General features: G+C 53.2%; 23 protein-coding genes. 15 read left to right on the top strand and 8 right to left on the bottom strand.

Annotated elements, in window-relative coordinates; translation table 11 throughout:
* Nucleotides 1-33 precede the first annotated feature (33 nt).
* Genes minC through minE form a run of 3 tightly spaced genes read left to right on the top strand, consistent with a single transcriptional unit; the run spans nucleotide 34 to nucleotide 1,847 of the window.
* The gene (gene minC / locus LA337_09635) at nucleotides 34-741 is read left to right on the top strand and encodes a septum site-determining protein MinC (GenBank protein ID UBI17925.1); all 708 of its coding nucleotides are present in this window, start codon (nucleotides 34-36) and stop codon (nucleotides 739-741) included.
* Between the two features lie 23 nt (nucleotides 742-764).
* Nucleotides 765-1,577 (top strand): septum site-determining protein MinD, encoded by an 813-nt coding sequence (minD, locus tag LA337_09630; GenBank protein UBI17924.1) that lies wholly within the window; start codon nucleotides 765-767, stop codon nucleotides 1,575-1,577.
* A 3-nt stretch (nucleotides 1,578-1,580) separates the two neighbouring features.
* On the top strand, nucleotides 1,581-1,847 hold the full coding sequence (minE, locus tag LA337_09625) for a cell division topological specificity factor MinE (protein ID UBI17923.1): 267 nt from the start codon (nucleotides 1,581-1,583) through the stop codon (nucleotides 1,845-1,847).
* Nucleotides 1,848-1,933: 86 nt separating this feature from the next.
* On the opposite strand, the gene LA337_09620 is transcribed toward minE, so the two are convergent.
* Nucleotides 1,934-2,851 carry a LysR family transcriptional regulator gene (locus LA337_09620; protein ID UBI17922.1) on the bottom strand — a complete coding sequence of 306 codons (918 nt, stop codon included), beginning with the start codon at nucleotides 2,849-2,851 and terminating at the stop codon, nucleotides 1,934-1,936.
* A gap of 103 nt (nucleotides 2,852-2,954) precedes the next feature.
* Here LA337_09620 and LA337_09615 point away from each other — a divergent pair, with 103 nt between their 5' ends.
* The 4 genes from LA337_09615 to LA337_09600 all read left to right on the top strand — a co-directional run bounded on the left by LA337_09615 (nucleotide 2,955) and on the right by LA337_09600 (nucleotide 8,097).
* Nucleotides 2,955-4,037 carry a tartrate dehydrogenase gene (locus LA337_09615; protein UBI17921.1) on the top strand — a complete coding sequence of 361 codons (1,083 nt, stop codon included), beginning with the start codon at nucleotides 2,955-2,957 and terminating at the stop codon, nucleotides 4,035-4,037.
* Between the two features lie 251 nt (nucleotides 4,038-4,288).
* Entirely contained in the window at nucleotides 4,289-5,890 is a 1,602-nt protein-coding gene (locus LA337_09610; protein ID UBI17920.1) for a BCCT family transporter, read from the top strand.
* 45 nt (nucleotides 5,891-5,935) lie between these two features.
* Nucleotides 5,936-7,060 (top strand): ring-hydroxylating oxygenase subunit alpha, encoded by a 1,125-nt coding sequence (locus LA337_09605; GenBank protein UBI17919.1) that lies wholly within the window; start codon nucleotides 5,936-5,938, stop codon nucleotides 7,058-7,060.
* A gap of 71 nt (nucleotides 7,061-7,131) precedes the next feature.
* Complete coding sequence (locus LA337_09600) at nucleotides 7,132-8,097, top strand: PDR/VanB family oxidoreductase (GenBank protein ID UBI17918.1); 966 nt, start codon at nucleotides 7,132-7,134, stop codon at nucleotides 8,095-8,097.
* A 48-nt stretch (nucleotides 8,098-8,145) separates the two neighbouring features.
* On the opposite strand, the gene rnd is transcribed toward LA337_09600, so the two are convergent.
* The 5 genes from rnd to LA337_09575 form a co-directional block, all read right to left on the bottom strand.
* Entirely contained in the window at nucleotides 8,146-9,261 is a 1,116-nt protein-coding gene (gene rnd, locus LA337_09595) for a ribonuclease D (protein ID UBI17917.1), read from the bottom strand.
* Nucleotides 9,262-9,345: 84 nt separating this feature from the next.
* Nucleotides 9,346-11,031 (bottom strand): long-chain-fatty-acid--CoA ligase FadD, encoded by a 1,686-nt coding sequence (gene fadD, locus LA337_09590; GenBank protein ID UBI17916.1) that lies wholly within the window; start codon nucleotides 11,029-11,031, stop codon nucleotides 9,346-9,348.
* A gap of 204 nt (nucleotides 11,032-11,235) precedes the next feature.
* Entirely contained in the window at nucleotides 11,236-11,820 is a 585-nt protein-coding gene (locus LA337_09585) for a Slp family lipoprotein (GenBank protein UBI17915.1), read from the bottom strand.
* Nucleotides 11,821-11,914: 94 nt separating this feature from the next.
* Nucleotides 11,915-12,610 (bottom strand): tRNA (adenosine(37)-N6)-threonylcarbamoyltransferase complex dimerization subunit type 1 TsaB, encoded by a 696-nt coding sequence (gene tsaB, locus LA337_09580; protein UBI17914.1) that lies wholly within the window; start codon nucleotides 12,608-12,610, stop codon nucleotides 11,915-11,917.
* Between the two features lie 59 nt (nucleotides 12,611-12,669).
* Nucleotides 12,670-14,580, bottom strand: a complete 1,911-nt coding sequence (locus tag LA337_09575; GenBank protein UBI17913.1) for an ATP-dependent DNA helicase — start codon at nucleotides 14,578-14,580, stop codon at nucleotides 12,670-12,672.
* Between the two features lie 140 nt (nucleotides 14,581-14,720).
* Between LA337_09575 and LA337_09570 the strand changes: the two genes are divergently transcribed.
* Nucleotides 14,721-15,065, top strand: a complete 345-nt coding sequence (locus LA337_09570; GenBank protein UBI17912.1) for a RidA family protein — start codon at nucleotides 14,721-14,723, stop codon at nucleotides 15,063-15,065.
* Nucleotides 15,066-15,071: 6 nt separating this feature from the next.
* Here the strand turns inward: LA337_09570 and LA337_09565 are convergent, their stop codons facing one another.
* A complete protein-coding gene (locus LA337_09565) occupies nucleotides 15,072-15,251 on the bottom strand; it encodes a YoaH family protein (protein UBI17911.1) in 180 nt (59 codons plus the stop codon).
* Nucleotides 15,252-15,334: 83 nt separating this feature from the next.
* On the opposite strand from LA337_09565, the gene pabB reads away from it, so the two are divergent.
* The 4 genes from pabB (at nucleotide 15,335) to LA337_09545 (ending at nucleotide 20,558) form a co-directional block, all read left to right on the top strand.
* Complete coding sequence (gene pabB / locus LA337_09560; protein ID UBI17910.1) at nucleotides 15,335-16,696, top strand: aminodeoxychorismate synthase component 1; 1,362 nt, start codon at nucleotides 15,335-15,337, stop codon at nucleotides 16,694-16,696.
* A gap of 3 nt (nucleotides 16,697-16,699) precedes the next feature.
* Nucleotides 16,700-17,278: a CoA pyrophosphatase gene (locus tag LA337_09555; protein UBI17909.1), complete on the top strand. Its 579-nt coding sequence runs from the start codon at nucleotides 16,700-16,702 to the stop codon at nucleotides 17,276-17,278.
* Between the two features lie 183 nt (nucleotides 17,279-17,461).
* Entirely contained in the window at nucleotides 17,462-18,826 is a 1,365-nt protein-coding gene (gene sdaA / locus LA337_09550; protein UBI17908.1) for an L-serine ammonia-lyase, read from the top strand.
* 130 nt (nucleotides 18,827-18,956) lie between these two features.
* Nucleotides 18,957-20,558, top strand: a complete 1,602-nt coding sequence (locus LA337_09545) for an EAL domain-containing protein (GenBank protein ID UBI17907.1) — start codon at nucleotides 18,957-18,959, stop codon at nucleotides 20,556-20,558.
* A 6-nt stretch (nucleotides 20,559-20,564) separates the two neighbouring features.
* On the opposite strand, the gene yoaE is transcribed toward LA337_09545, so the two are convergent.
* Nucleotides 20,565-22,124: a CNNM family cation transport protein YoaE gene (yoaE, locus tag LA337_09540; GenBank protein UBI17906.1), complete on the bottom strand. Its 1,560-nt coding sequence runs from the start codon at nucleotides 22,122-22,124 to the stop codon at nucleotides 20,565-20,567.
* A gap of 459 nt (nucleotides 22,125-22,583) precedes the next feature.
* Between yoaE and manX the strand changes: the two genes are divergently transcribed.
* From manX to LA337_09525, 3 genes are read left to right on the top strand one after another with little or no spacing between them, the layout of a single operon-like run.
* Nucleotides 22,584-23,546 carry a PTS mannose transporter subunit IIAB gene (gene manX, locus LA337_09535; GenBank protein UBI17905.1) on the top strand — a complete coding sequence of 321 codons (963 nt, stop codon included), beginning with the start codon at nucleotides 22,584-22,586 and terminating at the stop codon, nucleotides 23,544-23,546.
* A 58-nt stretch (nucleotides 23,547-23,604) separates the two neighbouring features.
* Entirely contained in the window at nucleotides 23,605-24,405 is an 801-nt protein-coding gene (locus tag LA337_09530) for a PTS mannose/fructose/sorbose transporter subunit IIC (GenBank protein UBI17904.1), read from the top strand.
* A gap of 12 nt (nucleotides 24,406-24,417) precedes the next feature.
* On the top strand, nucleotides 24,418-25,269 hold the full coding sequence (locus LA337_09525) for a PTS mannose transporter subunit IID (protein ID UBI17903.1): 852 nt from the start codon (nucleotides 24,418-24,420) through the stop codon (nucleotides 25,267-25,269).
* Nucleotides 25,270-25,285: the final 16 nt, after the last annotated feature.

Genomic DNA, 25,285 nt, shown 5'->3' with positions numbered 1-25,285 from the left:
GGGATGATAAATAGCAAATTGAGTAAGGCCAGGATGTCAAACACGCCAATCGAGCTTAAAGGCAGTAGCTTCACCTTATCAGTGGTTCATTTACATGAAGCAGAACCCGAGGTTATTCGTCAGGCGTTGGAAGACAAAATCGCGCAGGCGCCGGCTTTTTTAAAACATGCTCCCGTGGTGGTTAACGTGAGTGGTCTTGAAAGCCCGGTCAACTGGTCAGCGCTGCAGAAAGTTGTTACGTCTACCGGATTGCGCATTATTGGCGTTAGCGGATGCAAAGACGCCAGACTCAAGGCTGAAATCGACGAAATGGGCCTTCCTTTACTGACTGAAGGTAAAGAAAAAGCTATTCGTTCTGCGCCTGTTGAGACCCCGGCTCCCGTTGCTCCGCCGCAAAACGTTACTCCCATCACAAAAACACGATTAATAAATGTGCCGGTTCGTTCCGGTCAGCGCATTTATGCTCCACAATGTGATCTGATTGTTACAAGCCACGTCAGTGCAGGCGCAGAGCTTATCGCTGATGGTAATATTCATGTTTATGGCATGATGAGAGGCCGTGCGCTGGCAGGCGCAAGCGGCGATCGGGAAGCGCAAATTTTTTGTACCCATCTGACGGCAGAACTGGTGTCTATCGCAGGTGTTTATTGGCTGAGTGATAAAATCCCAGCAGAATTTTATGGCAAAGCGGCCCGTCTGCAATTAGCAGAGAACGCTTTGACAGTTCAACCGTTGAATTGATCCCTTTTTAACAAGGAATTTCTATGGCACGCATTATTGTTGTTACTTCGGGTAAAGGGGGCGTTGGCAAAACCACCTCCAGCGCGGCCATCGCTACAGGTTTGGCCCAGAAGGGAAAGAAAACTGTCGTTATTGATTTTGATATCGGCCTGCGTAACCTTGATCTGATTATGGGTTGTGAACGCCGCGTCGTTTATGACTTCGTCAACGTTATTCAGGGCGATGCGTCGTTAAATCAGGCGTTAATCAAAGATAAGCGTACCGAAAATCTCTTTATTCTTCCGGCCTCACAGACTCGCGATAAAGACGCGCTGACGCGTGAAGGCGTCGCGAAAGTTCTGGACGACCTGAAAACGATGGAATTCGACTTCATCGTCTGCGACTCCCCGGCGGGTATTGAAACCGGTGCGCTGATGGCCCTGTATTTTGCCGATGAAGCGATTATCACCACTAACCCGGAAGTTTCCTCTGTACGTGACTCTGACCGTATTCTGGGTATTCTGGCGTCGAAATCTCGTCGTGCGGAAAACGGTGAAGATCCGATTAAAGAGCATTTGTTGCTGACGCGCTACAACCCTGGCCGCGTAAATAAAGGTGACATGCTGAGCATGGAAGACGTACTGGAAATTCTGCGAATCAAGCTGGTTGGCGTGATTCCTGAAGATCAGTCAGTCCTGCGCGCGTCTAACCAGGGTGAGCCGGTTATTCTCGACATCAATGCCGATGCCGGTAAAGCCTATGCTGATACCGTAGACCGTCTGTTGGGAGAAGAACGTCCTTTCCGCTTCATTGAAGAAGAGAAGAAAGGTTTCCTCAAACGCCTGTTCGGAGGATAAGTTATGGCATTACTGGATTTTTTTCTCTCGCGGAAAAAGAGCACAGCGAACATCGCTAAAGAGCGACTGCAGATTATTGTTGCGGAACGCCGTCGTAGTGACGCCGAGCCACATTATTTACCGCAGTTGAGGAAAGATATTCTCGAGGTTATCTGCAAGTATGTACAAATTGATCCTGAAATGGTCACCGTACAGCTTGAGCAAAAAGACGGCGATATTTCTATCCTCGAACTGAACGTGACATTACCTGAAGCCGAAGAATCTAAATAACGGCTTTGCTCAGAGAGTCATCGTTACAAAAAAGGCAGATTATTCTGCCTTTTTTATTTTCTGTTTCTTGCCAGGCTGCTGCACCTTTATTCCAAAGTAAACTTTGGATAGTTTTCGGTAAAATAGCGGCGCAAATACTCAACCGTAATACGGATTTTTGCCGACGTCGCCAGCCGGGAAACATAAACCGCCCAAATATTTGCTGGTTGATAATACTCGGGCAATATGTGTATCAGATTGCCGCTGGCAATGTTGTCGCAAACGTCCCACCATGACCGCAGAGCTATTCCCTGCCCATCAAGGCACCACTGATGTACCACTTCGCCATGATTAGACGACAAAGGCCCCGTAACTTTAATCGAATGCGCGCCCTCTTTATTGCGCATTTGCCAGATACCAAACGGATGGTCGCGCTCTTTGATGACCAGACAAGGAAAAGTGGAGAGATCGTTGAGTTGCTTCGGCGTCCCATGCTGCCTCACAAATTCCGGCGAGGCGCACAGAATACGGTAGTTAGTCGCCAGCTTGCGGGCAATCAGGTTCGGCGCGATATCATCCCCGATACGAATATCAAGATCGACGCCCTCATTCACCATATCCACCAGGCGGTCTTCAACATCGAACCGCAGTTCTAATTGCGGATACTCTTTTGCCAGCGCAGACAGCGCCGGAGCCACCACCCGGCGGCCAAAACCAAAGCTACTAATAATACGTAGCATCCCCTGCGGGATCTGCCTGGCATCTGATAGCTCATCCATCATCTGATCGACATCCTGCAGGATCCGCTGCGCCCATTCGTAGATCCGCTCCCCCTCTTCCGTGATGGTTACGCGCCGCGTTGTCCGGTGCAGCAGCACTACATTCAGCGTTTGCTCCAGCAGGGCAACGCGCTTACTGATAAAAGCCGGTGAGACGCCCAGCTCTTCGGCAACGGCGGCAAATCCTGCACGACGGGCAACCAGCATAAAGACGCGTAAATCATTTAGCAGCGGAAGATTATTCATGATCTGTGTTTTATGTTTCACCAGTTAGGGGGATTAACTATTAATCAGTCAATTATAGGATAAGGGGAAAGTCAATTTTGATGGCGTACAAGTGAGAGCTGCTATGAAGAAAACCTGGCGTATCGCCGCTATCCCCGGAGATGGCATTGGTAAAGAAGTTCTGCCTGAGGGCATTCATGTGTTGCAGGCAGCCGCCGAGCGTTGGGGGTTGTCGCTCAGCTTTGAGCAAATGGAATGGGCCAGCTGCGAATACTACGCCCATCACGGCAAGATGATGCCGGATGACTGGCATGAGCAGCTGCAATCCTTTGATGCTATCTATTTTGGCGCGGTTGGCTGGCCGGACACCGTGCCTGACCACATCTCATTATGGGGTTCGCTGCTTAAGTTTCGTCGCGAATTCGACCAGTACGTCAACCTGCGCCCGGTGCGCCTGTTTCCGGGCGTCCCTTGCCCACTGGCTGGCAAGCAGCCAGGCGACATTGATTTCTACGTCGTACGCGAAAACACTGAGGGAGAATACTCTGCCCTCGGCGGACGTGTGAGCGAAGGTACCGAACACGAAGTGGTTATCCAGGAATCGGTCTTCACCCGTCGTGGCGTGGATCGTATCTTGCGTTACGCTTTCGAGTTGGCGCAAAACCGCCCACGCAAAACCCTGACCTCAGCAACCAAATCGAACGGCCTGGCCATCAGCATGCCTTACTGGGACGAACGCGTGGAAGCAATGGCGGCTAACTATCCCGAGATCCGCTGGGATAAACAGCATATCGATATATTGTGCGCCCGCTTTGTGATGCAGCCGGAGCGTTTTGACGTCGTGGTTGCCTCCAACCTGTTTGGCGACATCCTCTCCGATCTTGGCCCGGCCTGTACCGGAACGATTGGCATTGCGCCTTCTGCCAACTTAAATCCGGAGCGCACCTTCCCGTCGCTGTTCGAGCCGGTACACGGTTCGGCCCCCGATATCTACGGCAAGAATATCGCCAACCCTATTGCGACTATCTGGGCTGGCGCCATGATGCTCGACTTCCTTGGCAACGGTGATGCCAACTATAAAGCCGCCCACGACGGTATTCTGGCGGCAATTGAGCAGGTCATTGCCAGCGGCCCGAAAACGCCAGATATGAAAGGCAACGCCACCACCCAACAGGTAGGTGAAGCCATCGCTCAGGCACTGCGTTAGAGGTCAAACCACGAAATATGAGCCGCGTCACTGACGCGGCTTTTTTATGCGTTTTATGCCGCCAATAACCTGCGCCAATTCACCTTTTATTATTTCCGTTCCGTGTTTTATTGCTTCACGCATCGGGCAATTGTTTAATTCATGTAAAGAACAAATAATAAAATTGTTAAATACAAAATCACTGATTCCCTACAGCATGATAACAACGACAGGCTAATGCCATACGCGGGCAACTGTGCCCAGGAGATCCCATGTTGAGCAACGTAAAGAAAAAAGACATGCCGCTGATAGCCATCAGCCTGGTGGCTATTCTTTTCATCGCCGCCACGCTTAGTCTCTTCCCTCAGCAGTCTGCACAAGTCGCAAATACCCTTTTTAACGGAGTTACCCGGATGCTGGGTTCCGCCTTGCAGATCCTCGTTCTGATGGCGATGGGTCTGGTCGTCTGGCTGGCTACCAGCAAATACGGCAACATTCGTCTGGGTGAAGGGAAAGCGGAATACAGCACGCTGTCCTGGCTGTTTATGTTTATATGTGCCGGATTAGGCTCCTCAACACTCTATTGGGGTGTTGCTGAGTGGGCCTATTATTACCAGACTCCGGGTCTGAATATCGCGCCGCATTCGCAAAAAGCGCTGGAATATAGCTTACCCTACTCCTTTTTCCATTGGGGGATCAGCGCCTGGGCGACTTATACCCTGGCCTCACTAACAATGGCCTACCACTTTCATGTGCGTAAAAACAAAGGGCTGAGCCTGTCCGGAATTATTGCCGCTATCACCGGCGTCCATCCGCAGGGCGTGTGGGGTCGCCTGGTTGATTTGATGTTCCTGATCGCAACAGTTGGCGCGTTAACCATCTCTCTGGTTGTCACCGCCGCCACCTTTACCCGCGGTTTATCTGCCCTCACGGGTTTGCCGGATAACTTCACCATGCAGGCGTTTGTGATCCTGTTCTCTGGCGGCATTTTCTGCATGAGCTCCTGGATTGGCATCAATAACGGTTTGCAACGTCTGAGCAAAATGGTCGGCTGGGGGGCATTCTTACTGCCGCTGCTGGTGCTGATCGTCGGCCCGACCGAATTTATCACCAATAACATCATCAACGCCATTGGTCTGACGACACAAAACTTTTTGCAGATGAGCCTGTTCACCGATCCACTTGGCAACGGTGAGTTCACCCGCAACTGGACGGTGTTCTACTGGCTGTGGTGGATCTCCTACACCCCAGGCGTGGCAATGTTTGTCACTCGCGTATCCCGTGGTCGCAAAATCAAAGAGGTTATCTGGGCGTTAATCCTCGGTAGTACCGTTGGCTGCTGGTTCTTCTTCGGCGTGATGGAAAGCTACTCAATCCACCAGTTTGTGAACGGTGTGATCGACGTACCGCAGGTTATGGCGACACTGGGCGGTGAAACGGCCGTACAGCAAGTGTTGATGTCGTTGCCAGCCGGGAAACTATTCCTGGTGGCGTATCTGGCGATCATGATTATTTTCCTTGCCTCGCACATGGATGCCGTCGCCTATACCATGGCCGCCACCAGCACGCGTAACCTGCAGGAAGGGGAAGATCCGCAGCGTAGCTTACGACTGTTCTGGTGCGTGGTCATCACCCTGATCCCCTTATCGATTTTATTCACCGGCGCATCCCTGGAAACCATGAAGACCACGGTGGTTCTGACCGCACTTCCCTTCCTCGCCATTCTGTTGGTGAAAGTCGGCGGTTTTCTTCGCTGGGTACGGCAGGACTATGCCCACGTTCCTGCGCATCAAATTGAAAGTCATCTTCCCGAAACGCCAGTTAACGCCCCCGTTGCGCCAACGGCCGGGACATTACTCAAAGGCGACAATTAAGCGCCAGTATAAAACCCTCTTACTCACAAATTAAAAGGTATTCCAATGAGCAATCTAAGCCCTGAGTTTATTCTGCCGCAAAATTTCTGTGCCAACCCGCAGGACGCCTGGACTATCCCTGCCCGGTTTTATACCGACCATCAGGCCTTCGAGCACGAACAAGAGAAAGTGTTTGCTAAAAGCTGGATTTGCGTCGCCCACAGTAGCGAGCTGGCAAAGCCCAATGATTATGTTACCCGTGAAGTGATTGGCGAGAACATCGTGCTGGTACGGGGTCGCGATAACGTGCTGCGCGCGTTCTACAACGTTTGTCCGCATCGCGGTCATCAGCTGTTGAGCGGCGAAGGGAAAGCGAAAAATGTAATTACCTGCCCTTACCACGCATGGGCGTTCAAACTTGACGGCAATCTGGCGCATGCGCGTAACTGCGAAAATGTCGCCAACTTCGACAGCGAAAAAGCGCACCTTACCCCTGTACGTCTGGAAGAGTATGCCGGATTCGTGTTTATCAACATGGATCCGAACGCAGGCAGCGTAGAAGAACAACTCCCTGGTCTTGCAGACAAAGTTATCGAAGCCTGCCCTGACGTGCATGATCTGAAACTGGCGGCGCGCTTTACGACCCGTACCCCGGCAAACTGGAAGAATATTGTCGACAACTATCTGGAGTGCTACCACTGCGGCCCGGCCCACCCAGGTTTTTCCGACTCGGTTCAGGTTGACCGTTACTGGCACACCATGCACGGCAACTGGACGCTGCAACACGGTTTCGCCAAACCGTCAGAGCAGTCATTTAAGTTCGAAGAAGGTGTTGATGCCGCCTTCCACGGTTTCTGGCTGTGGCCATGCACCATGCTCAACGTCACGCCAATCAAAGGCATGATGACCGTTATCTACGAATTCCCGGTGGATGCGGAAACCACGCTGCAAAACTATGACATTTACTTCACCAACGAAGAGCTGACCGAAGAGCAGAAACAACTGATCGAATGGTATCGCAACGTCTTTCGTCCTGAAGATTTACGTCTGGTTGAAAGCGTGCAAAAGGGGCTGAAATCGCGCGGGTATCGCGGTCAGGGCCGCATTATGGCGGACACCAGCGGCAGCGGCATCTCCGAGCATGGCATTGCCCATTTCCATAATCTGGTCGCGCAGGTGTTTCAGGAATAACCCGGGGCTGTAACGACAGACACCGGCGCGTCGTTGAACCGCGCCGGACAGATTTTTTAGGGAGTGCCGCAATGTCTGATTATCAAATGCAAGAAGTCCGGGTCAGTCGGATTGAGACCATTACCGCGCAGGTAAAACGCTTCACCCTAATGGCGACCTCAGGCCAGCCGTTGCCTGCGTTTCAGGGTGGCAGCCATATCATCGTACAGATGCGCGATGGCGAGAACCTATACAGCAATGCGTACTCGCTGATGAGTTCACCCTTCGATACCAGCGCCTGGCAAATCGCCGTACGACTGGAGGAGGCGTCCAAAGGCGGCTCGCGATATCTGCATCAAAAGGTGAAACCCGGCGACACGCTCACGATCTCCACGCCAAACAATCTGTTCGCCCTCGCCCCTCAGGCACAACAACATCTGTTGATTGCCGGAGGTATCGGCATCACACCGTTTTTATCGCAGATCCCGGAGCTGGAACACTCTCAGGCAGAATGGCAGCTACATTATTGCTCTCCCAGCCTGGACAACTGCGCATTTCATGACGAACTCCTGCAGTACCCCAGCGCCGGTCGCATTCATCTGCACCTCTCAAGCGCCGGCACCCGCCTTGATTTAGCACGCCTGCTGGCCGATGTTAAACCCGGCACGCATATTTATACCTGTGGCCCAGCGGTGCTCAACGATGCCGTCAGAGAAGCGGCTTCCCGCCATGGGCTGGATAGCAATACGCTACATTTCGAACAATTTGCGCTGGAAGATAAAAGCGGCGACGCCTTCACCCTGGTGCTGGCGCGTTCCGGGCGCGAGTTTGTGGTTCCGGAAGAGATGACCATTTTGCAGGTTATCGAAAATAACAAAGCTGCACGCGTTGAGTGTCTGTGCCGGGAAGGCGTGTGCGGCACCTGCGAAACAACGATTCTTGAAGGGGAAGCGGATCACCGCGATCAATACTTTAGCGACGACGAAAAAGCCAGCCAGCAGAGCATGCTCATTTGCTGCTCTCGCGCCAAAGGTAAGCGCCTGGTACTTGATTTGTAGCGTTCGCAGGCCGGGTCAGCAATGGCGCGACCCGGCGAGTCTGGTGACTTACTGCGGATATTCCTGCAGTAGCGCGTTGAGACGATCGGACATCAGTTCGCCACGCCAGCCGGAAACCAGCTCCGGCAGGGTCTGCTGCGGCTTTAATTTCCAGTGCCAGTTGAGCAACTGGTTGATCTGACGGCGGGAAGCCAACAGTTCGATGCTAAGATTTTGTTCCGCACTCACTTCGGCAACCAGCGCCTTGATGGCTTTGAACGCCTTGCGATATCCTGGCATATCCATCAAATTCAGTAGCGGCTGCGGCAGCGACTCTTCCGGTAAAGCCTGGGCCTTTTCTACCAGCGAGATCAGCGTTTTGCCGTGGAAGCGAATTTCGCTTCCGGAAAGACCCAGGCTATCCAGTTCACCCAGGCTGCCCGGCATATAACGTGCCACCGCCCACAGATGTTCTTCACGCACCACGAAGTTTACCGCCAGATCGCGCTCGCGCGCTTTACGCAGCCGCCAGTCGGCAAGCAGTTGCAGGCAGGCTAACTGACGGGTACGCAGTTGCCAGGCGTTGGTGATGTCGCGCCAGGCATCTTCAGGTGCCAGAATCTCCTGGCGACGCTGTTGCATCAAGCGGCATTCGTCCAGCGCGGCTGGCAGCCAACCGCTGGTTTCAGTTTCAGCCATCAGCTTTGAGGTGATCGGTAACAGATACCAGACGTCAGCCGCCGCATATTCGCACTGACGTTCGGTCAGCGGTCTGGCCAGCCAGTCGGTACGCGACTCGCTTTTGTCGAGCGCCACGCCCGTAAACTCTTCCACCATCGCGGCAAAGCCCCACGACAGCGGACGACCGCAAAAAGCGGCCAGAATTTGTGTGTCAATTAACGGCTGCGGAAGTTCGCCAAAAGCGTTGAGGAACACTTCCAGGTCTTCACTGCCCGCATGCAGGAATTTGGTGATGGCGGTATCACGCAGAATATCGCGCAATGGCGACCAGTCGGTGATCCCCTGCGGATCAATCAGAGCAACGTGTTTGCCATCAAACAGCTGGATCAACCCCAACTGCGGATAATAGGTACGTGTGCGAACAAATTCGGTATCCAGGGCTATCGCCGGAAATTCACGGACGGCTTCGCACAGCGTGGCCAACGCGTCGTCCGTGGTGATCATTTGATAATTCAAATCGTGCTCTCTTAGGTTTACGCCAAAAAAAACGCCGGATTACCCGGCGTTTTCTGCTGGCTGACTTAACGCTCAGCCTTTATTGTCCACTTTGGCGCGCGCTTCGTCACGTAATTCTCGTCGCAAAATTTTACCGACGTTAGATTTCGGCAACTCATCGCGAAACTCAACCAGCTTCGGTACTTTATAGCCCGTCAGGTGACGACGACAGAAAGTAACCAGCGCTTCATCGGTTAACGAGGCGTCTTTCTTCACCACGAAAATTTTCACCGCTTCACCGCTGCTGCCGGACGGAACGCCAACTGCAGCTACTTCCTGCACACCAGGATGTTGCATAACCACGTCTTCAATTTCGTTCGGATAAACGTTAAAGCCGGAGACCAGGATCATATCTTTCTTACGATCGACAATACGCAGGAAGCCTTCGTCATCCATCACCGCAATATCGCCAGTGTGCAGCCAGCCATCTTTGACGATTTCGTCAGTGGCGTCTGGTCGCTGCCAGTAGCCCAGCATCACCTGCGGACCTTTCACGCACAGTTCGCCCGGTTCTCCCGGCGGCACTTCGTTGTCGTCGTCATCCACCAGTTTGACCTCGGTGGAAGGAACCGGTAACCCGATACTGCCGCTATGGTAGTCGATATCGTGAGGGTTGACGCTCACCAGCGGGGCGCACTCCGTCAGACCATAGCCTTCCAGCAGATACTGCCCCGTCAGCTTCACCCAACGTTCAGCTACCGCTTGTTGAACCGGCATGCCGCCGCCTGCTGAAAGGTGCAGTGACGAGAAATCCAGTTGCTGAAACTCTTTGTTATTCAGCAGCGCGTTAAACAGCGTATTGACGCCGGTCATCGCGGTAAACGGATACTTCGCCAGCTCTTTGACCAGTCCTGGGATATCACGCGGGTTAGTAATCAGCAGGTTTTGACCACCCAGCTCAATAAACAGCAGGCAATTCATCGTCAGCGCAAAAATGTGATACAGCGGTAGAGCCGTTACCACCAGTTCTTTGCCCGGATGCAGCAACGGGCCGTAGGTGGCGTTAACCTGCTCCAGGTTAGCCAGCATGTTGCGGTGCGTGAGCATCGCGCCTTTCGCCACGCCGGTTGTCCCGCCGGTATATTGCAGGAACGCCAGATCTTCCGACACAACTTCGGGTTTCACATACTGCATGCGATAACCGTTTTGCAGCGCACTGCGAAACGAGATGGCATCCGGCAGGTTATATTTCGGCACCAGCCGTTTGATATACTTGACGACAAAGTTGACCAGCGTCCCTTTTGCGGTCGACAGCTGATCGCCCATACGCGTCAGGATCACGTGTTGTACCGACGTTTTGTCGACCACTTTTTCCAACGTGTGAGCAAAGTTGGACACGATGACAATCGCCGACGCGCCGCTGTCATTAAGCTGATGTTCCAGCTCGCGAGGCGTGTAAAGCGGGTTAACGTTCACGACGATCATGCCGGCACGTAAAATCCCAAACAGTGCGACCGGATATTGCAGCAGGTTCGGCATCATCAGCGCGACGCGATCGCCCTTTTTCAGCCCCAGGCCTTGTTGTAAATAGGCCGCAAATGCCCGGCTCCGCTCTTCAAGCTTGCGGAAGGTCATCACCTCCCCCATGTTTACGAACGCGGGCTGATCGGCATACCGTCTTACTGAGTGTTCAAAGAGTTCCACCAGGGATTGATAACGGTCAGGATTGATCTCCGCAGGAACACCAGCGGGATAACGGTTAAGCCAAACCTTTTTCAATACATCACCTCTAAAATGCGTATTCGTCGTCATCACAACCCCAGGCAATAAACAAACTGTTAACATAATATTAACTCAGCGTACCAGTTTGTTTATTACACAACGACAAGGTTGCGAAGCACGTCACTATTTATTTTTCTTATATCCACGTTAATGCAGAAACAGCGGACGAGCCGCTGTTTCTTTTACCAATAATACAAAGAGTTACTCAGTTACTATGGTCTGAACCTGTGCCGGGCCGGGATTGTACCATCCCCATCCGCCGTAGCCACCGTAAGGCCAGCCACGCGCACCGTAGAACCAGGGGTCGATAGGCTGAGGCGGCATAACAATTTGCTGAGTAATATGCCAGCGTTTATAACCGGTTACCTGCATCAGCATAAATTTATACGGCGTATTACCGATTTTTCCGTCCACCGTACCGCTAATCGGACCGACGACGGTAACCAGTTGCCCGCGAAAGTCCACCGGGTCGAGGAAGCCATTTACATCAGCATATATCCGCCCGCGGGAGGCTTCGCCCAGCACGGGTCGCGCTCCGCTATCAAGAGGAACGGTGGCTATTTCCAGACGAGATTTCCCCTGCTGGTTCTGAATATCCACCACTTTGCCGCCGAAACGCGCCTCCTGACCGACATACAGCTGCGGCGCATTCATTACCCGCACCAGATCCTGCTGCGGCGTTGGGCTCGAACCTTTAATTGCATCCGGGATGGTGACGCAGCCGCTAAGCATTAACGCTAATGCTCCCGCCAACACACCTTTCAAGAACTGCTTTTGCACCGCCATATTGCGACTCCCTTTTCTTAGCTTCTGCCCCGGCCTGTTCACCATGTTGCGTACTGACGCCTGCGCGAATTAACCGGGGATGTACTACTAAGATTCATTCTTTACCGGGAAGTTTCTTCCACGCGACGGTGTTACGTAAATAAACCGGTTCAGCATGTTCAACCGCCACGGTGTTACCGGCAGCCAGCATTTGCGTGGCAACAGGCAGCATATCTTCAGCCGCTGGAAGCAAAACGTCGCCATCGCGGAGCATCAGACCGCTATCTTTGCCAAGTTCAGGCCACGCAGGCCAGCCCGTGCCGACCGTTACCCACTCGCCAGACAGCTGCAGTAAACGCTCATGCACCTGCTCGGGGGTTAACACCGCTTCGGTTTCTTCGCCGCGCCAGTTTCCGTTGTCATCACGCTGGTATTCAGCCCAGTAGACTTCGCCCATTCGCGCGTCAATTGCAGCCAGTACGCGGGTCGAACCCGACTTACGCCAGGCTCCCTGCGCCATTGTCGCCAGGGTGGAGACGCCGATCATGGGTAAATTCGCGCCTAACGCCAGCCCCTGAGCAATGCCAATCCCAATACGTACGCCGGTGAAACTGCCGGGACCGCGACCAAACGCCAGGGCGTCGATATCGGTTAACGTGAGATCGCCAGCGGCCAGGATTTCCTGGACCATCGGTAAAATTCGTTGGGTGTGTTCTCGTGGGCAAAGCTCGAAATGAGCCTTGACAGTACCGTCATTCCACAGGGCAACAGAGCACGCCTCTGTGGCGGTATCGATAGCCAGAATTCGCATGGGTGTTTATGATCAGGTCAAATAAATTTGGCGCGCATCTTACCACACTCCGTTACAAATTACTCAGTCGTTGGTATGGCAAGAAAGCGAACAGCGCGAGCAATGTCACGCGTACGCGGCGCAGGAGGAAGGCTCGCCAGGAAGGTGGCGCCGTAAGGCCGCATCACCAGACGATTGTCGCAAATCACCAGCACCCCGCGATCGTCGGCGTCACGAATCAAACGGCCCACCCCCTGTTTCAGGGTGATGACCGCATCCGGCAACTGAACGTCTTCAAACGGATCGCCGCCGCGCAAACGACAGTCCTCCATCCGTGCTTTTAACAGCGGGTCGTCCGGCGAGGTGAACGGTAGTTTATCGATAATTACCAGCGACAGCGTATCGCCGCGCACGTCCACGCCTTCCCAGAAGCTGCTGGTGGCAACCAGTAACGCATTACCTGCGCTGACAAATTGCTGTAGCAGTTGTCCCTTGCTGGTTTCGCCCTGCAGCAGTACAGGGAGCGTCATGGTGGCGCGGAATTGTTCAGCCAGATCGCGCATCATCGCGTGTGAGGTACACAGCATAAAGCAGCGACCGTTATTCGCTTCGATAATGGGACGCAGCATGGATGCCAACTGACGCGCAGCCCCCGGCTGATTGGTTTGCGGGAGATTACGCGGCACGCACAGCAGCGCCTGGCGGGTGTAATCAAATGGACTTGGCAGCAGCATCGACTCGGCATCTTCAATACCCAGCCGCGCGGTGAAGTGGTGAAGATCATCGTTTACCGACAGCGTCGCGGAGGTAAAAATCCAGCAGCCCGGCTTTTGTTCCATCACTTCTTTAAATTTATCCGCCACCGTGAGCGGCGTCAGCGCAAGGGTGAAATGGCGGGAGGTGCATTCATACCAGTAGCTGAAGCCCGGCTGGTTGATCTCTTTCAGGCGCTTCAGACGAGCGCGGTAAAGCGTGGCGCGTTCAAACGCGGCATCCAGCAAGGCCGAACGTCCGAGGGACAGTTTCGCCACGTCGTAACACAGCTCCAGCGTGTCATCGAGCAACAAAAACGCGCGTTGTACACGCTGGTCAGCCAACAGTTCCCGCAGGTTTCCGCGATAGCCCGGCTCGCCAAGCTGTAGGCGGAAGTCCTGAGCGCTTTGCGCCAGGCGGTCGGCGCATTTTTGCAGTTGCTGAGTGTCTTTCAGCTCGGTGCGATAGGCAATGGTGATATCTTTCGCCAGATCCAGCAGTTGGCGACTGGAGAGCGATTGACCAAAGTACTGGCTGGCAATATCCGGTAACTGGTGCGCTTCATCGAAGATCATCACCTCCGCTTCAGGGATCAGCTCGCCAAACCCACTCTCCTTCACCACCATGTCAGCGAGAAACAGATGGTGGTTTACCACAACCACATCTGCATCCATTGCTTTTTTGCGCGCTTTAACGACAAAGCACTCTTTATACAGCGGGCAGTCGCTGCCAAGACAATTGTCGTTAGTGCTGGTCACCAGCGGCCAGGCCTGAGAGTCTTCAGCCACGCTAACGCAGGTGCTGATGTCGCCATCAAGGGTTTGATTTGACCATGAGCGCAGAAGGATGACGTCGCTCAAAGTTTGCACCGGCAGGTCGCCGCCCGCCAGCGCCTGTTGTTCGAGACGCTCAAGGCACAGATAATTTGAACGCCCTTTCAGCAGCGCCAGTTTACCGGTGAACTCCAGCGCTTTCGCCACGGTGGGTAAATCCCGGCTGTAAAGCTGATCCTGTAACGCCTTCGAGCCCGTGGAGACAATCACCTTCTTTCCGGCACGCAGCGCAGGGGCAAGATAAGCGTAGGTTTTACCCGTTCCGGTTCCGGCTTCTACAACAAGCGGCTGTGATTGTTCGATAGCATGACTGACTGCGAAAGCCATCTGCCGCTGTGGTTCACGCGGTTTAAAACCGGGTATCGCTTTAGCCAACTGACCGTCTGCTGCAAAATCGTCCGTCACACTGCCCCCTGTTCATTTGAACAGGGATTATGTCAGGCCAGCGGCTCTTTCGCCAGTTGAAGAGGTGACGTGGGCACAACATTATGGCAGTCTTGGCGCAACCCAAAGCTATTTGAAAACCCGTAAATGAGGAATGATTTATGACGATTGTGCGCATTGATGCCGAAGCGCGTTGGTCCGACGTGGTAATCCACAACAACACGCTGTATTACACCGGCGTGCCGGAAAATCTGGATGCAGACGCCTTTGAACAAACGGCAAATACGCTGGCGCAAATTGATGCGGTGCTGGAAAAACAGGGCAGCAACAAGTCACGTATTCTTGATGCCACCCTTTTTCTGGCAGACAAAAGTGACTTTGCCGCCATGAACAAAGCCTGGGACGCGTGGGTTGTTGCGGGTCACGCGCCGGTACGTTGTACCGTTCAGGCCGGGTTGATGAACCCGAAATATAAAGTTGAGATCAAGATTATCGCTGCGGTATAAGCGGCGTTACTCGTCTTCGTCTTCAAAACGCGCCACAATCCGCTCGCCGGTATGGCTGGCGCGTAACTCTTCAGCAACCAGAGCAATGGCTTGTCCGCTGCTCATCCCCTGCGACATCAGCTCCTGAATACGCTCTACCGCTTTTTGCTGCTGCTCATGACTGAGTGAAGGTAAACCTGCAAACATTGTTAACTCCTGCTAAATTGTCTGCGCTAATTATTTCATGCTACCGCGCAGTTAGCCAGTAGCGTAGCAACGAGTCAGGACTGATGAAGACGTTATCTCCCGCAGTAATCACATTACCCTGGCGTCAGGACGCCGCTGAACGCTATTTTTCGACCTTAAGCCATCTGCCCTGGGCGATGCTGTTGCATTCTGGTCACGCCGACCATCCGCATAGCCGCTTTGATATTCTGGTGGCTGACCCAGTCGCCACGTTGGTTACGCAGGCTGAAGAGACCGTTGTGGATGACGGACACGCCACCGTACGCACGCTTGATGATCCGATGACGGTATTGCAGTCAGTTCTTAGCGCACGCAAGATCACCCCTGATTATCACCCGGACCTGCCGTTTCAGGGCGGCGCGTTAGGCCTGTTTGGCTACGATCTTGGCCGACGCTTTGAATCTCTGCCCGCTATTGCCGGGCGCGATATTGCACTTGCGGATATGGCGATAGGCATTTACGACTGGGCGCTGATTGTCGATCATCAGTTGCAGACCGTATCCCTGCTCAGCCATACCGATGTTGAAGCGCGGCTGCAATGGCTCAACGCGCAACAATCATCAATAGGTGAGCCATTTACATTAACCTCGGCGTGGCAGTCCAATATGAGCCGTGCCCAGTACGGCGTAAAATTCCGCCAGGTACAGCGCTATCTGCACAGCGGCGACTGCTATCAGGTCAACCTTGCCCAACGTTTTCAGGCGCATTATCAGGGCGATGAGTGGCAGGCATTTGTCAGACTCAATCGCGCCAACCGCGCCCCGTTTAGCGCGTTTATTCGTCTTGAGGAAGGCGCAATCCTCAGCCTTTCGCCGGAACGATTTATTCTGCTGGAAAACCAGCACATCCAGACGCGTCCGATTAAAGGCACGCTACCGAGGCTTGAAGATACCGATGCCGATCGAGAGCAGGCCCGGAGGCTGGCGAACTCGCCGAAGGATCGTGCGGAGAACCTGATGATCGTCGATTTGATGCGTAATGATATTGGCCGCGTTGCTGAACCGGGTTCGGTACAGGTTCCGGAGCTGTTTGTGGTCGAACCGTTCCCTGCTGTTCATCATTTGGTCAGCACCATTACCGCGCGTCTGCCAGAGTCATTACACGCCACCGACCTGCTGCGCGCCGCCTTCCCTGGCGGCTCTATTACCGGTGCGCCGAAAGTGCGGGCGATGGAAATTATTGACGAACTGGAGCCGCAAAGACGCAACGCCTGGTGCGGCAGCATTGGTTATCTGAGCTTTTGCGGCAATATGGATACCAGCATCACCATTCGCACGCTGACGGCCACAGACGGACAAATTTATTGTTCCGCTGGCGGTGGCATTGTGGCGGACAGTCAGGAAGACGCGGAGTATCAGGAAACGTTTGATAAAGTGAATCGTATTTTGCACCAACTGGAGAACTGAGACGTGGAATACAGCAGCCTGACGCTTGATGTTTTTTTATCGCGCTTCCAACTCCTGCGCCCGCAGGTCAACCATGCCGCGTTAAACCAGCGCCAGGCCGCCGTACTGATCCCTGTCGTACGTCGTGCGCAGCCTGGGTTGCTGTTAACCCAGCGATCCGTTCATCTGCGCAAGCACGCCGGACAGGTCGCCTTTCCCGGCGGCGCGGTGGATAGCAGCGACGCCTCGTTGATTGCCGCCGCCCTTCGCGAAGCGCAGGAAGAAGTGGCGATCCCCCCTTCTTGCGTTGAGGTGATTGGCGTTCTGCCACCGGTCGACAGCGTGACCGGCTTCCAGGTCACACCGGTGGTAGGGATTATCCCGCCAAATTTGCCGTATCGCGCAAGTGAAGACGAAGTTTCCGCCGTGTTCGAAATGCCGCTGGCGCAGGCCCTGCATTTAGGTCGTTATCACCCGTTGGATATCTACCGCCGCGGCGATTCACATCGTGTATGGCTTTCCTGGTATGAGCAATATTTCGTCTGGGGAATGACCGCCGGAATAATTCGTGAGCTGGCGCTGCAAATTGGCGTCAAGCCCTGACTATACTTATCTTTACGCGCTCCATAGACAACTTGAAACTCAGGTCACAACATTAGTAAAACCGCGGTTATCTATTAGTTTAATTCATGTGAATAGTTAAGCCGATCGCCGCGTTCCCTCTTACACTATGCGCAGTTATAACATCGTTACTGGAAACCCCAGTCGCCCTGTAGGAGTATTATCGTGATTAGTCTATTCGACATGTTTAAGGTGGGGATTGGTCCCTCATCTTCCCATACCGTAGGGCCTATGAAGGCGGGTAAACAGTTCGTCGATGACCTGGTCGAAAAAGGATTACTGGACAGCGTTACTCGTGTCGCCGTCGACGTGTATGGTTCATTGTCGCTCACGGGTAAAGGTCACCACACCGATATCGCCATTATTATGGGTCTGGCAGGCAATGAACCTGCTACCGTGGATATTGACAGCATCCCCGGATTTATCCGCGACGTAGAAACGCGTGGACGCCTGCTGCTTGCGCAGGGGCAGCACGAAGTGGATTTCCCGCAGAATGACGGGATGCGTTTTCACAATGGCAACCTGCCGCTGCATGAAAACGGGATGCAGATCCATGCGTACAATGGCGAAACCGTCATTTACAGCAAAACTTACTACTCCATCGGCGGCGGATTCATCGTTGATGAAGAACATTTTGGTCAGGATGCCGCGGGCGAGGTCAGCGTGCCTTATCCGTTCAAATCCGCCACTGAAATGCTGGAATACTGTAACACCACCGGCCTGTCTCTCTCTGGTATGGCGATGCAGAACGAACTTGCTCTGCACAGTAAAAAAGAGATCGAAGAGTACTTTGGCAACGTCTGGCAGACCATGCAGGCCTGTATCGATCGCGGTATGAACACCGAAGGCGTACTGCCGGGTCCACTGCGCGTTCCTCGTCGTGCTTCAGCTTTGCGTCGTATGCTGGTTTCCAGTGATAAGCTGTCCAACGATCCGATGAACGTGATCGACTGGGTGAACATGTTCGCGCTGGCCGTAAACGAAGAAAACGCCGCGGGTGGTCGCGTAGTGACTGCGCCAACCAACGGTGCCTGCGGAATCGTGCCTGCGGTACTGGCCTATTACGATCATTTCATCGAGTCCGTCAGCCCGGATATCTACACCCGTTATTTCCTGGCTGCCGGCGCGATTGGCGCGTTGTACAAAATGAACGCGTCTATCTCCGGTGCAGAAGTCGGTTGTCAGGGTGAAGTGGGCGTAGCCTGCTCCATGGCTGCCGCTGGTCTGGCTGAACTGTTAGGCGCAAGCCCTGAGCAAGTGTGTGTTGCTGCCGAAATCGGTATGGAACATAACCTCGGCTTAACCTGCGATCCGGTTGCCGGCCAGGTACAGGTTCCGTGCATTGAACGTAATGCCATTGCTTCTGTGAAGGCCATCAACGCTGCGCGTATGGCAATGCGCCGTACCAGCGCTCCGCGCGTCTCGCTGGATAAAGTCATTGAGACCATGTACGAAACAGGTAAAGACATGAATGCCAAATACCGCGAAACGTCACGCGGTGGCCTGGCAATCAAAGTTCAGTGTGACTAATACTTAATTTTCGCCCATCTGCGACGGATGGGCGATTTTGCCCCCTCGCCTTCGTCTACTGTAATTTTCCCCACTACACTTGCTCTGTTGCTGTTGGCTTCTGTGACCAACGGCTTATCGGGCGGCCCGCATGCAAACAGCACAACGGATCATCAAAAACTATCGCCGGAATCGCTTAATCGTCTGCACATTATGTGCACTACTGACGCTCATCCTCACATTAGCTGTCCGATTTATTTCGGAGCGTAATTTAAATCATCACAATACCGTCACCTTTGCCAACCACGCCGTTGAAGAGTTGGATGACATACTTTTACCCCTACAGACCGGACGCGATATGTTGTTGCCGTTGATTGGTCTCCCCTGCTCAGTTGCACGTTTACCCCTGAGCAAACATGCTGCCAGGCTACAAACGGTACGCTCTATCAGCCTGATTCAAAGCGGGATCCTTTATTGCTCCAGCATTTTTGGTTATCGCAATGTGCCTGTTCGTCAACTGGAGCCTGAATTACCCAGCCGGGAACCGCAACTACTGCTGTCTACCGACCATTCGCTGATTAAAGGCAGTCCGATTCTGACGCAATGGTATCCATCCTCTGCCGATGGCGAAGATGGCGTACTGGAAATCGTTAATATTGATTTATTGTCGTCGATGCTGCTTGAACCCCAGCCGCCGCAAATCACCAATGCCAGCTTAACCGTCGGTAATCGCCATTTGCTATACGGACAAGGTGTTGTCGATACGCTCCCTGAACTGAATAATGAAAAACGCTACCAGCTCTCATCGCAGCATTTCCCCTTTACCATCAGCGTCACCGGTCCTGGCGCCAGCGAACTGGCGATTAAACATCTGCCAACACAGCTTCCGCTGGCAGTGATCCTCAGTTTATTAGTGGGCTACCTGGCATGGCTGGCAACCGCCAGCAGAATGAGCTTCTCCTGGGAGATCAATCTGGCCCTTGCGGCACGGGAATTTGAGCTGTTTTGCCAGCCGCTGCTCAACGCGCAAACCCAGCAATGCATGGGCGTGGAAATCCTTTTACGCTGGAATAACCCGCGCCAGGGTTGGATCTCTCCCGAAGTTTTTATTCCCATCGCTGAGGAGCACAACCTGATTGTGCCGCTTACCCGTCATGTCATCGCAGAAACCATTCAGCAGCGGCACGTTTTCCCGATGAGCAGCCAGTTTCATATTGGAATTAATGTTGCCGCCAGCCATTTTCGTAATGGTACGCTGCTAAAAGATCTCAACCAGTACTGGTTCAGCCAGCACCCTATTCAGCAGTTGGTTATCGAACTCACCGAACGCGATGCGTTACTGGATGTGGATTATCGGGTAGTGCGCGAATTAAATCGGCTGGGCGTAAAGCTGGCAATTGATGATTTCGGCACCGGCAACAGCTCGCTCTCCTGGCTGGAAAAGCTCCGCCCGGATGTGCTGAAGATTGATAAATCATTTACTTCTGCGATTGGAACAGACGCTGTGAATTCAACCGTCACAGACATCATTATTGCGTTGGGTAAAAAACTGAATATTGAACTGGTGGCGGAAGGCGTTGAGACACAGGCGCAGGCACAGCATTTGCGCCGACACGGCGTACATTTATTGCAAGGTTTTTTGTATGCGAAGCCGATGCCGTTGCGCGATTTTCCAAAATGGCTGGCGGGCAGCACGCCGCCGCCCACCCGGCATAACGGGCGGCACAGTATGCCCGTCATGCCGTTTCGCTAAACCCGATTACTCGTCTTCGTCGTGAGCGGGTTGTTCTTTAACAATGCGAACCAAATCCACACGATAGTCATTCGCTTCGACAATCGTAATGCTCAGCGGCGCAACCTCGATAACATCGCCGACGCGTGGAATATGACCGTTAGCCGCAATGACTAAACCTGCCACCGTGGCGATGTCTTCATCTTCATTCACTAACGTATCTACGTCCAGCGCCTGCTGCAACGCATGCAGATCGGTACCGCCTTTCACCAACCAACCGCCTGCATCAGCAATAATTTCAGGGGTTTCATCGGCATCCGGGAACTCACCGGCGATAGCTTCTAACACGTCCAGTGGGGTAACCAACCCCTGCACGACACCAAATTCGTTAGTGACGATGACAAAGCTGCCGCGGGCACGGCGCAGAACGCCTAACAGATTGATTGGATCCAGCGTTTCCGGGACAACGATAGCCGGAGACGCAGAGGCAATCGCCGCCACATCTACACCGTCTTCCAGCGCCACCAGCAGCTCTTTAGCACGCACAATACCGATGATTTCGTCCAGTTCGCCGCGACATACCGGGAACAGGCTGTGAGGTGAAGAAAGCAACTGCTCGCGAATTTCCGCCACGCTCAGGTCGGCATCAACCCAGCTAATTTCACCCCGCGGCGTCATAATGCCACGTAATGAACGCGACGCCAGAGAGAGGACGCCGTTGATCATATAGCGTTCTTCTTCCACAAATGCGCCTTCCGAAACGGGAACCGGCACCGGGTTGTCGGATTCCATCTGCGCGCTGGCCTGGCGTTTACCGCCCATCAGACGCAGGATGGCATCGGCAGTACGCGCACGCAATGGCAGCGTTGACTGGTGACGAATAAAGTTACGACGGGCAATCTGGTTAAACAGCTCAATGATGATCGAGAAACCAATCGCCGCGTACAGATAGCCTTTCGGAATGTGGAAGCCAAACCCTTCGGCAACCAGGCTCAGACCGATCATCAACAGGAAGCTCAAACACAGCACCACCACCGTCGGGTGTTGGTTCACAAATCGGGTCAGCGGCTTAGAGGCCAACAGCATCACGGCCATGGCAATCACTACTGCCGCCATCATCACTGGCAGATGGTTGACCATACCGACCGCCGTAATCACCGCATCCAGCGAGAACACGGCATCGAGGATGACAATCTGCGTGACGACAACCCAAAAGCTCGCATACCCTTTCGTCTGCCCGGTATCATGTTCACGGTTTTCCAGCCGCTCATGCAGCTCTGTCGTAGCCTTGAACAAGAGGAAGATACCCCCCAGCAGCATAATCAGATCGCGCCCCGAGAACGCATAGTCCATTACCGTAAACAGCGGCTTTGTCAGCGTCACCATCCACGAAATCACGGACAACAAGCCCAGACGCATAATCAGTGCCAGTGACAAACCGATTAAACGCGCTTTATCTCGCTGTTTCGGCGGCAGCTTATCAGCCAGGATCGCAATGAAGACCAGGTTATCAATACCCAGAACAATTTCGAGAACGACAAGCGTGAGCAAACCCACCCAAATCTGCGGGTCCATTAATAATTCCATGACAAGCTCCTGCTTAAGGAATGACCAAACTGCGCGCTGAGGATCTCAGGCGTTAAAGCGATATGCAGAGAAAATTTGTGGCAAAAAGTGCCAATCTGACAGGCTTGATACGGCCTGAAGGTGAAATGACGTCGGTGACGATCCATATGGTGGGCTACTGCCCTATACTCCTGAGTAATTAAACAGATGCTAAACATAACAGAGACAACCGGTTTTTAGCAAAGATTTACCTTCCTTTGCAATAAGTTGTTTCGGAGATATTTTACCCTTCGAAATTTCTTTTCATCGGAAGTTAAATTACGGATCTTCATCACATAAAATATTTTTTTCGATATCTAAAATAATTCACGAAAATCATAGGTTTTTCTTTGTAACCCTTATCTGAATCGATTCGATTGCGGACGACGATTCAAATACATCTTCACGTTGATGTGTTAACGATAATAAAGGAGGTAGCAAGTGACCATTGCTATTGTAATAGGCACACATGGTTGGGCTGCAGAGCAGTTACTTAAGACGGCAGAAATGCTGTTAGGCGAGCAGGAAAACGTCGGCTGGATCGATTTCGTTCCAGGCGAAAATGCCGAAACGCTGATTGAAAAGTACAACGCTCAGTTAGCAAAACTCGATACCAGTAAAGGCGTGCTGTTTCTCGTTGACACATGGGGAGGCAGCCCGTTTAACGCTGCGAGCCGCATTGTCGTCGATAAAGAGCATTACGAAGTTATCGCCGGTGTGAACATTCCCATGCTGGTTGAAACCTTCATGGCGCGTGATGACAACCCGAGCTTCGATGAATTAGTGGCACTGGCCGTTGAAACCGGTAGCGAAGGCGTGAAAGCGCTGAAAGCGAAACCGGTGGAAAAAGCCGCTCCTGCCCCAGTCGCAGCACCTAAAGCAGCAGCCCCCGCGAAACCGATGGGTCCGAACGATTATATGCAGATCGGCCTGGCGCGTATTGATGACCGCTTAATCCATGGTCAGGTGGCAACTCGCTGGACCAAAGAAACCAACGTAACACGCATTATCGTCGTCAGTGATGAAGTTGCCGCCGATACCGTGCGTAAAACGCTGCTGACTCAGGTAGCACCTCCGGGTGTGACAGCGCATGTGGTTGATGTCGCAAAAATGATCCGCGTCTATAACAACCCGAAATATGCAGGTGAGCGTGTGATGCTGTTGTTCACCAACCCTACCGACGTAGAACGTATCGTTGAAGGTGGTGTGAAAATTACCTCTGTAAACATTGGCGGTATGGCTTTCCGTCAGGGTAAAACGCAGGTAAACAACGCAATTTCTGTCGATGAAAAAGACATCGAAGCCTTCAAGAAACTCAATGAACGCGGTATTGAGCTCGAAGCGCGTAAAGTTTCTACCGATCAGAAACTGAAAATGATGGATTTGATTGCCAAGGCGAAATAACTCCCTGGCATTTACTTAGTTTTCACACTTAAGTCTGTATAGCAATAGGAGAAGTACAATGGAGATTACCACTCTTCAGATTGTGCTGGTGTTCATCGTCGCATGTATCGCGGGTATGGAGTCGGTACTCGATGAATTTCAGTTCCACCGTCCGTTGGTGGCCTGTACGCTGATTGGCGCCGTTCTCGGGGATATGAAAACCGGTATCATCATCGGTGGTACCCTGGAAATGATCGCCCTGGGTTGGATGAACATCGGTGCTGCGGTTGCGCCTGATGCCGCACTGGCCTCAATTATCTCTACCGTTCTGGTTATCGCGGGTCACCAAAGTATCGGTGCCGGTATCGCGCTGGCTATCCCGCTGGCAGCAGCAGGCCAGGTACTGACCATCATCGTTCGTACTATCACCGTAGCATTCCAGCACGCGGCGGATAAGGCGGCAGAAAACGGTAACCTGACGGCGCTCTCCTGGCTGCACGTGTCCTCCCTGTTCCTGCAGGCTATGCGTATCGCTATTCCGGCGGTAATCGTGGCGATTTCTGTTGGTACCAGTGAAGTTCAAAGCATGCTTAACGCCATTCCGGAAGTTGTGACCGGTGGTCTGAACATCGCAGGCGGTATGATCGTCGTGGTCGGTTATGCGATGGTCATCAACATGATGCGCGCAGGCTACCTGATGCCATTCTTCTACCTTGGCTTCGTCACCGCGGCATTTACTAACTTCAACCTGGTTGCTCTGGGTGTGATTGGCGCAGTAATGGCGATCCTCTACATTCAGCTGAGCCCGAAATATAACCGTGTAGCCGGTGCACCTGCTGCTGCGGCTGGCAATAACGATCTCGATAACGAACTGGACTAGCAGGTGAGCGAAATGGTTGATATGACTAAAACTACCACCGAGAAAAAACTCACTCCGAGTGACATTCGTGGCGTGTTCATTCGTTCTAACCTGTTTCAGGGTTCATGGAACTTCGAACGTATGCAGGCGCTGGGTTTCTGTTTCTCCATGGTGCCGGCTATCCGCCGCTTGTACCCGGAAAACAACGACGCACGTAAGCAGGCTATTAAGCGTCACCTGGAATTCTTTAACACCCATCCGTACGTAGCCGCTCCAGTACTGGGCGTTACGCTGGCGATGGAAGAACAGCGTGCAAACGGCGCAGAGATTGACGATGGTGCCATCAACGGTATCAAAGTTGGTCTGATGGGGCCGCTGGCAGGCGTGGGTGACCCGATCTTCTGGGGTACCGTTCGTCCGGTATTCGCCGCGCTCGGGGCAGGTATCGCGATGAGCGGCAGTCTGCTTGGGCCTTTGCTGTTCTTCATCCTGTTTAACCTGGTACGTCTGGCAACCCGTTATTACGGTGTGGCATATGGCTACCGTAAAGGTGTCGATATCGTAAAAGATATGGGCGGCGGCTTCCTGCAGAAACTGACTGAGGGGGCGTCAATCCTCGGCCTGTTTGTCATGGGGGCATTGGTTAACAAGTGGACGCACGTAAACATCCCGCTGGTGGTTTCCACTATTACCGGCCAGGATGGTCAGACTCGCGTCACCACCGTGCAGACTATCCTTGACCAGCTGATGCCGGGTCTGGTTCCTCTGCTGCTGACATTCGCCTGTATGTGGCTGCTGCGTAAGAAAGTGAACCCGCTGTGGATCATCGTTGGCTTCTTCGTCATCGGTATCGCGGGCTACGCTGTTGGACTGCTCGGCCTGTAAGACTGTTGTACATCGC

This window comes from Citrobacter europaeus (assembly GCA_020099315.1).
In the GTDB taxonomy this organism is placed as follows: domain Bacteria; phylum Pseudomonadota; class Gammaproteobacteria; order Enterobacterales; family Enterobacteriaceae; genus Citrobacter; species Citrobacter europaeus.
This window is presented reverse-complemented; position numbering and strand designations above follow the sequence as displayed.

Bases quoted from the DNA above. Each gene is read 5' to 3' on its own strand.
- tsaB (UBI17914.1), bottom strand. From the start codon at position 12,610: ATGCGAATTCTGGCTATCGATACCGCCACAGAGGCGTGCTCTGTTGCC.
- LA337_09585 (UBI17915.1), bottom strand. From the start codon at position 11,820: ATGGCGGTGCAAAAGCAGTTCTTGAAAGGTGTGTTGGCGGGAGCATTA.
- LA337_09615 (UBI17921.1), top strand. From the start codon at position 2,955: ATGAAGAAAACCTGGCGTATCGCCGCTATCCCCGGAGATGGCATTGGT.
- minD (UBI17924.1), top strand. From the start codon at position 765: ATGGCACGCATTATTGTTGTTACTTCGGGTAAAGGGGGCGTTGGCAAA.
- LA337_09620 (UBI17922.1), bottom strand. From the start codon at position 2,851: ATGAATAATCTTCCGCTGCTAAATGATTTACGCGTCTTTATGCTGGTT.
- LA337_09605 (UBI17919.1), top strand. From the start codon at position 5,936: ATGAGCAATCTAAGCCCTGAGTTTATTCTGCCGCAAAATTTCTGTGCC.
- rnd (UBI17917.1), bottom strand. From the start codon at position 9,261: ATGATCACCACGGACGACGCGTTGGCCACGCTGTGCGAAGCCGTCCGT.
- minE (UBI17923.1), top strand. From the start codon at position 1,581: ATGGCATTACTGGATTTTTTTCTCTCGCGGAAAAAGAGCACAGCGAAC.
- yoaE (UBI17906.1), bottom strand. From the start codon at position 22,124: ATGGAATTATTAATGGACCCGCAGATTTGGGTGGGTTTGCTCACGCTT.
- minC (UBI17925.1), top strand. From the start codon at position 34: ATGTCAAACACGCCAATCGAGCTTAAAGGCAGTAGCTTCACCTTATCA.
- LA337_09570 (UBI17912.1), top strand. From the start codon at position 14,721: ATGACGATTGTGCGCATTGATGCCGAAGCGCGTTGGTCCGACGTGGTA.
- LA337_09600 (UBI17918.1), top strand. From the start codon at position 7,132: ATGTCTGATTATCAAATGCAAGAAGTCCGGGTCAGTCGGATTGAGACC.
- LA337_09610 (UBI17920.1), top strand. From the start codon at position 4,289: ATGTTGAGCAACGTAAAGAAAAAAGACATGCCGCTGATAGCCATCAGC.
- LA337_09530 (UBI17904.1), top strand. From the start codon at position 23,605: ATGGAGATTACCACTCTTCAGATTGTGCTGGTGTTCATCGTCGCATGT.
- pabB (UBI17910.1), top strand. From the start codon at position 15,335: ATGAAGACGTTATCTCCCGCAGTAATCACATTACCCTGGCGTCAGGAC.
- LA337_09525 (UBI17903.1), top strand. From the start codon at position 24,418: ATGGTTGATATGACTAAAACTACCACCGAGAAAAAACTCACTCCGAGT.
- LA337_09545 (UBI17907.1), top strand. From the start codon at position 18,957: ATGCAAACAGCACAACGGATCATCAAAAACTATCGCCGGAATCGCTTA.
- LA337_09565 (UBI17911.1), bottom strand. From the start codon at position 15,251: ATGTTTGCAGGTTTACCTTCACTCAGTCATGAGCAGCAGCAAAAAGCG.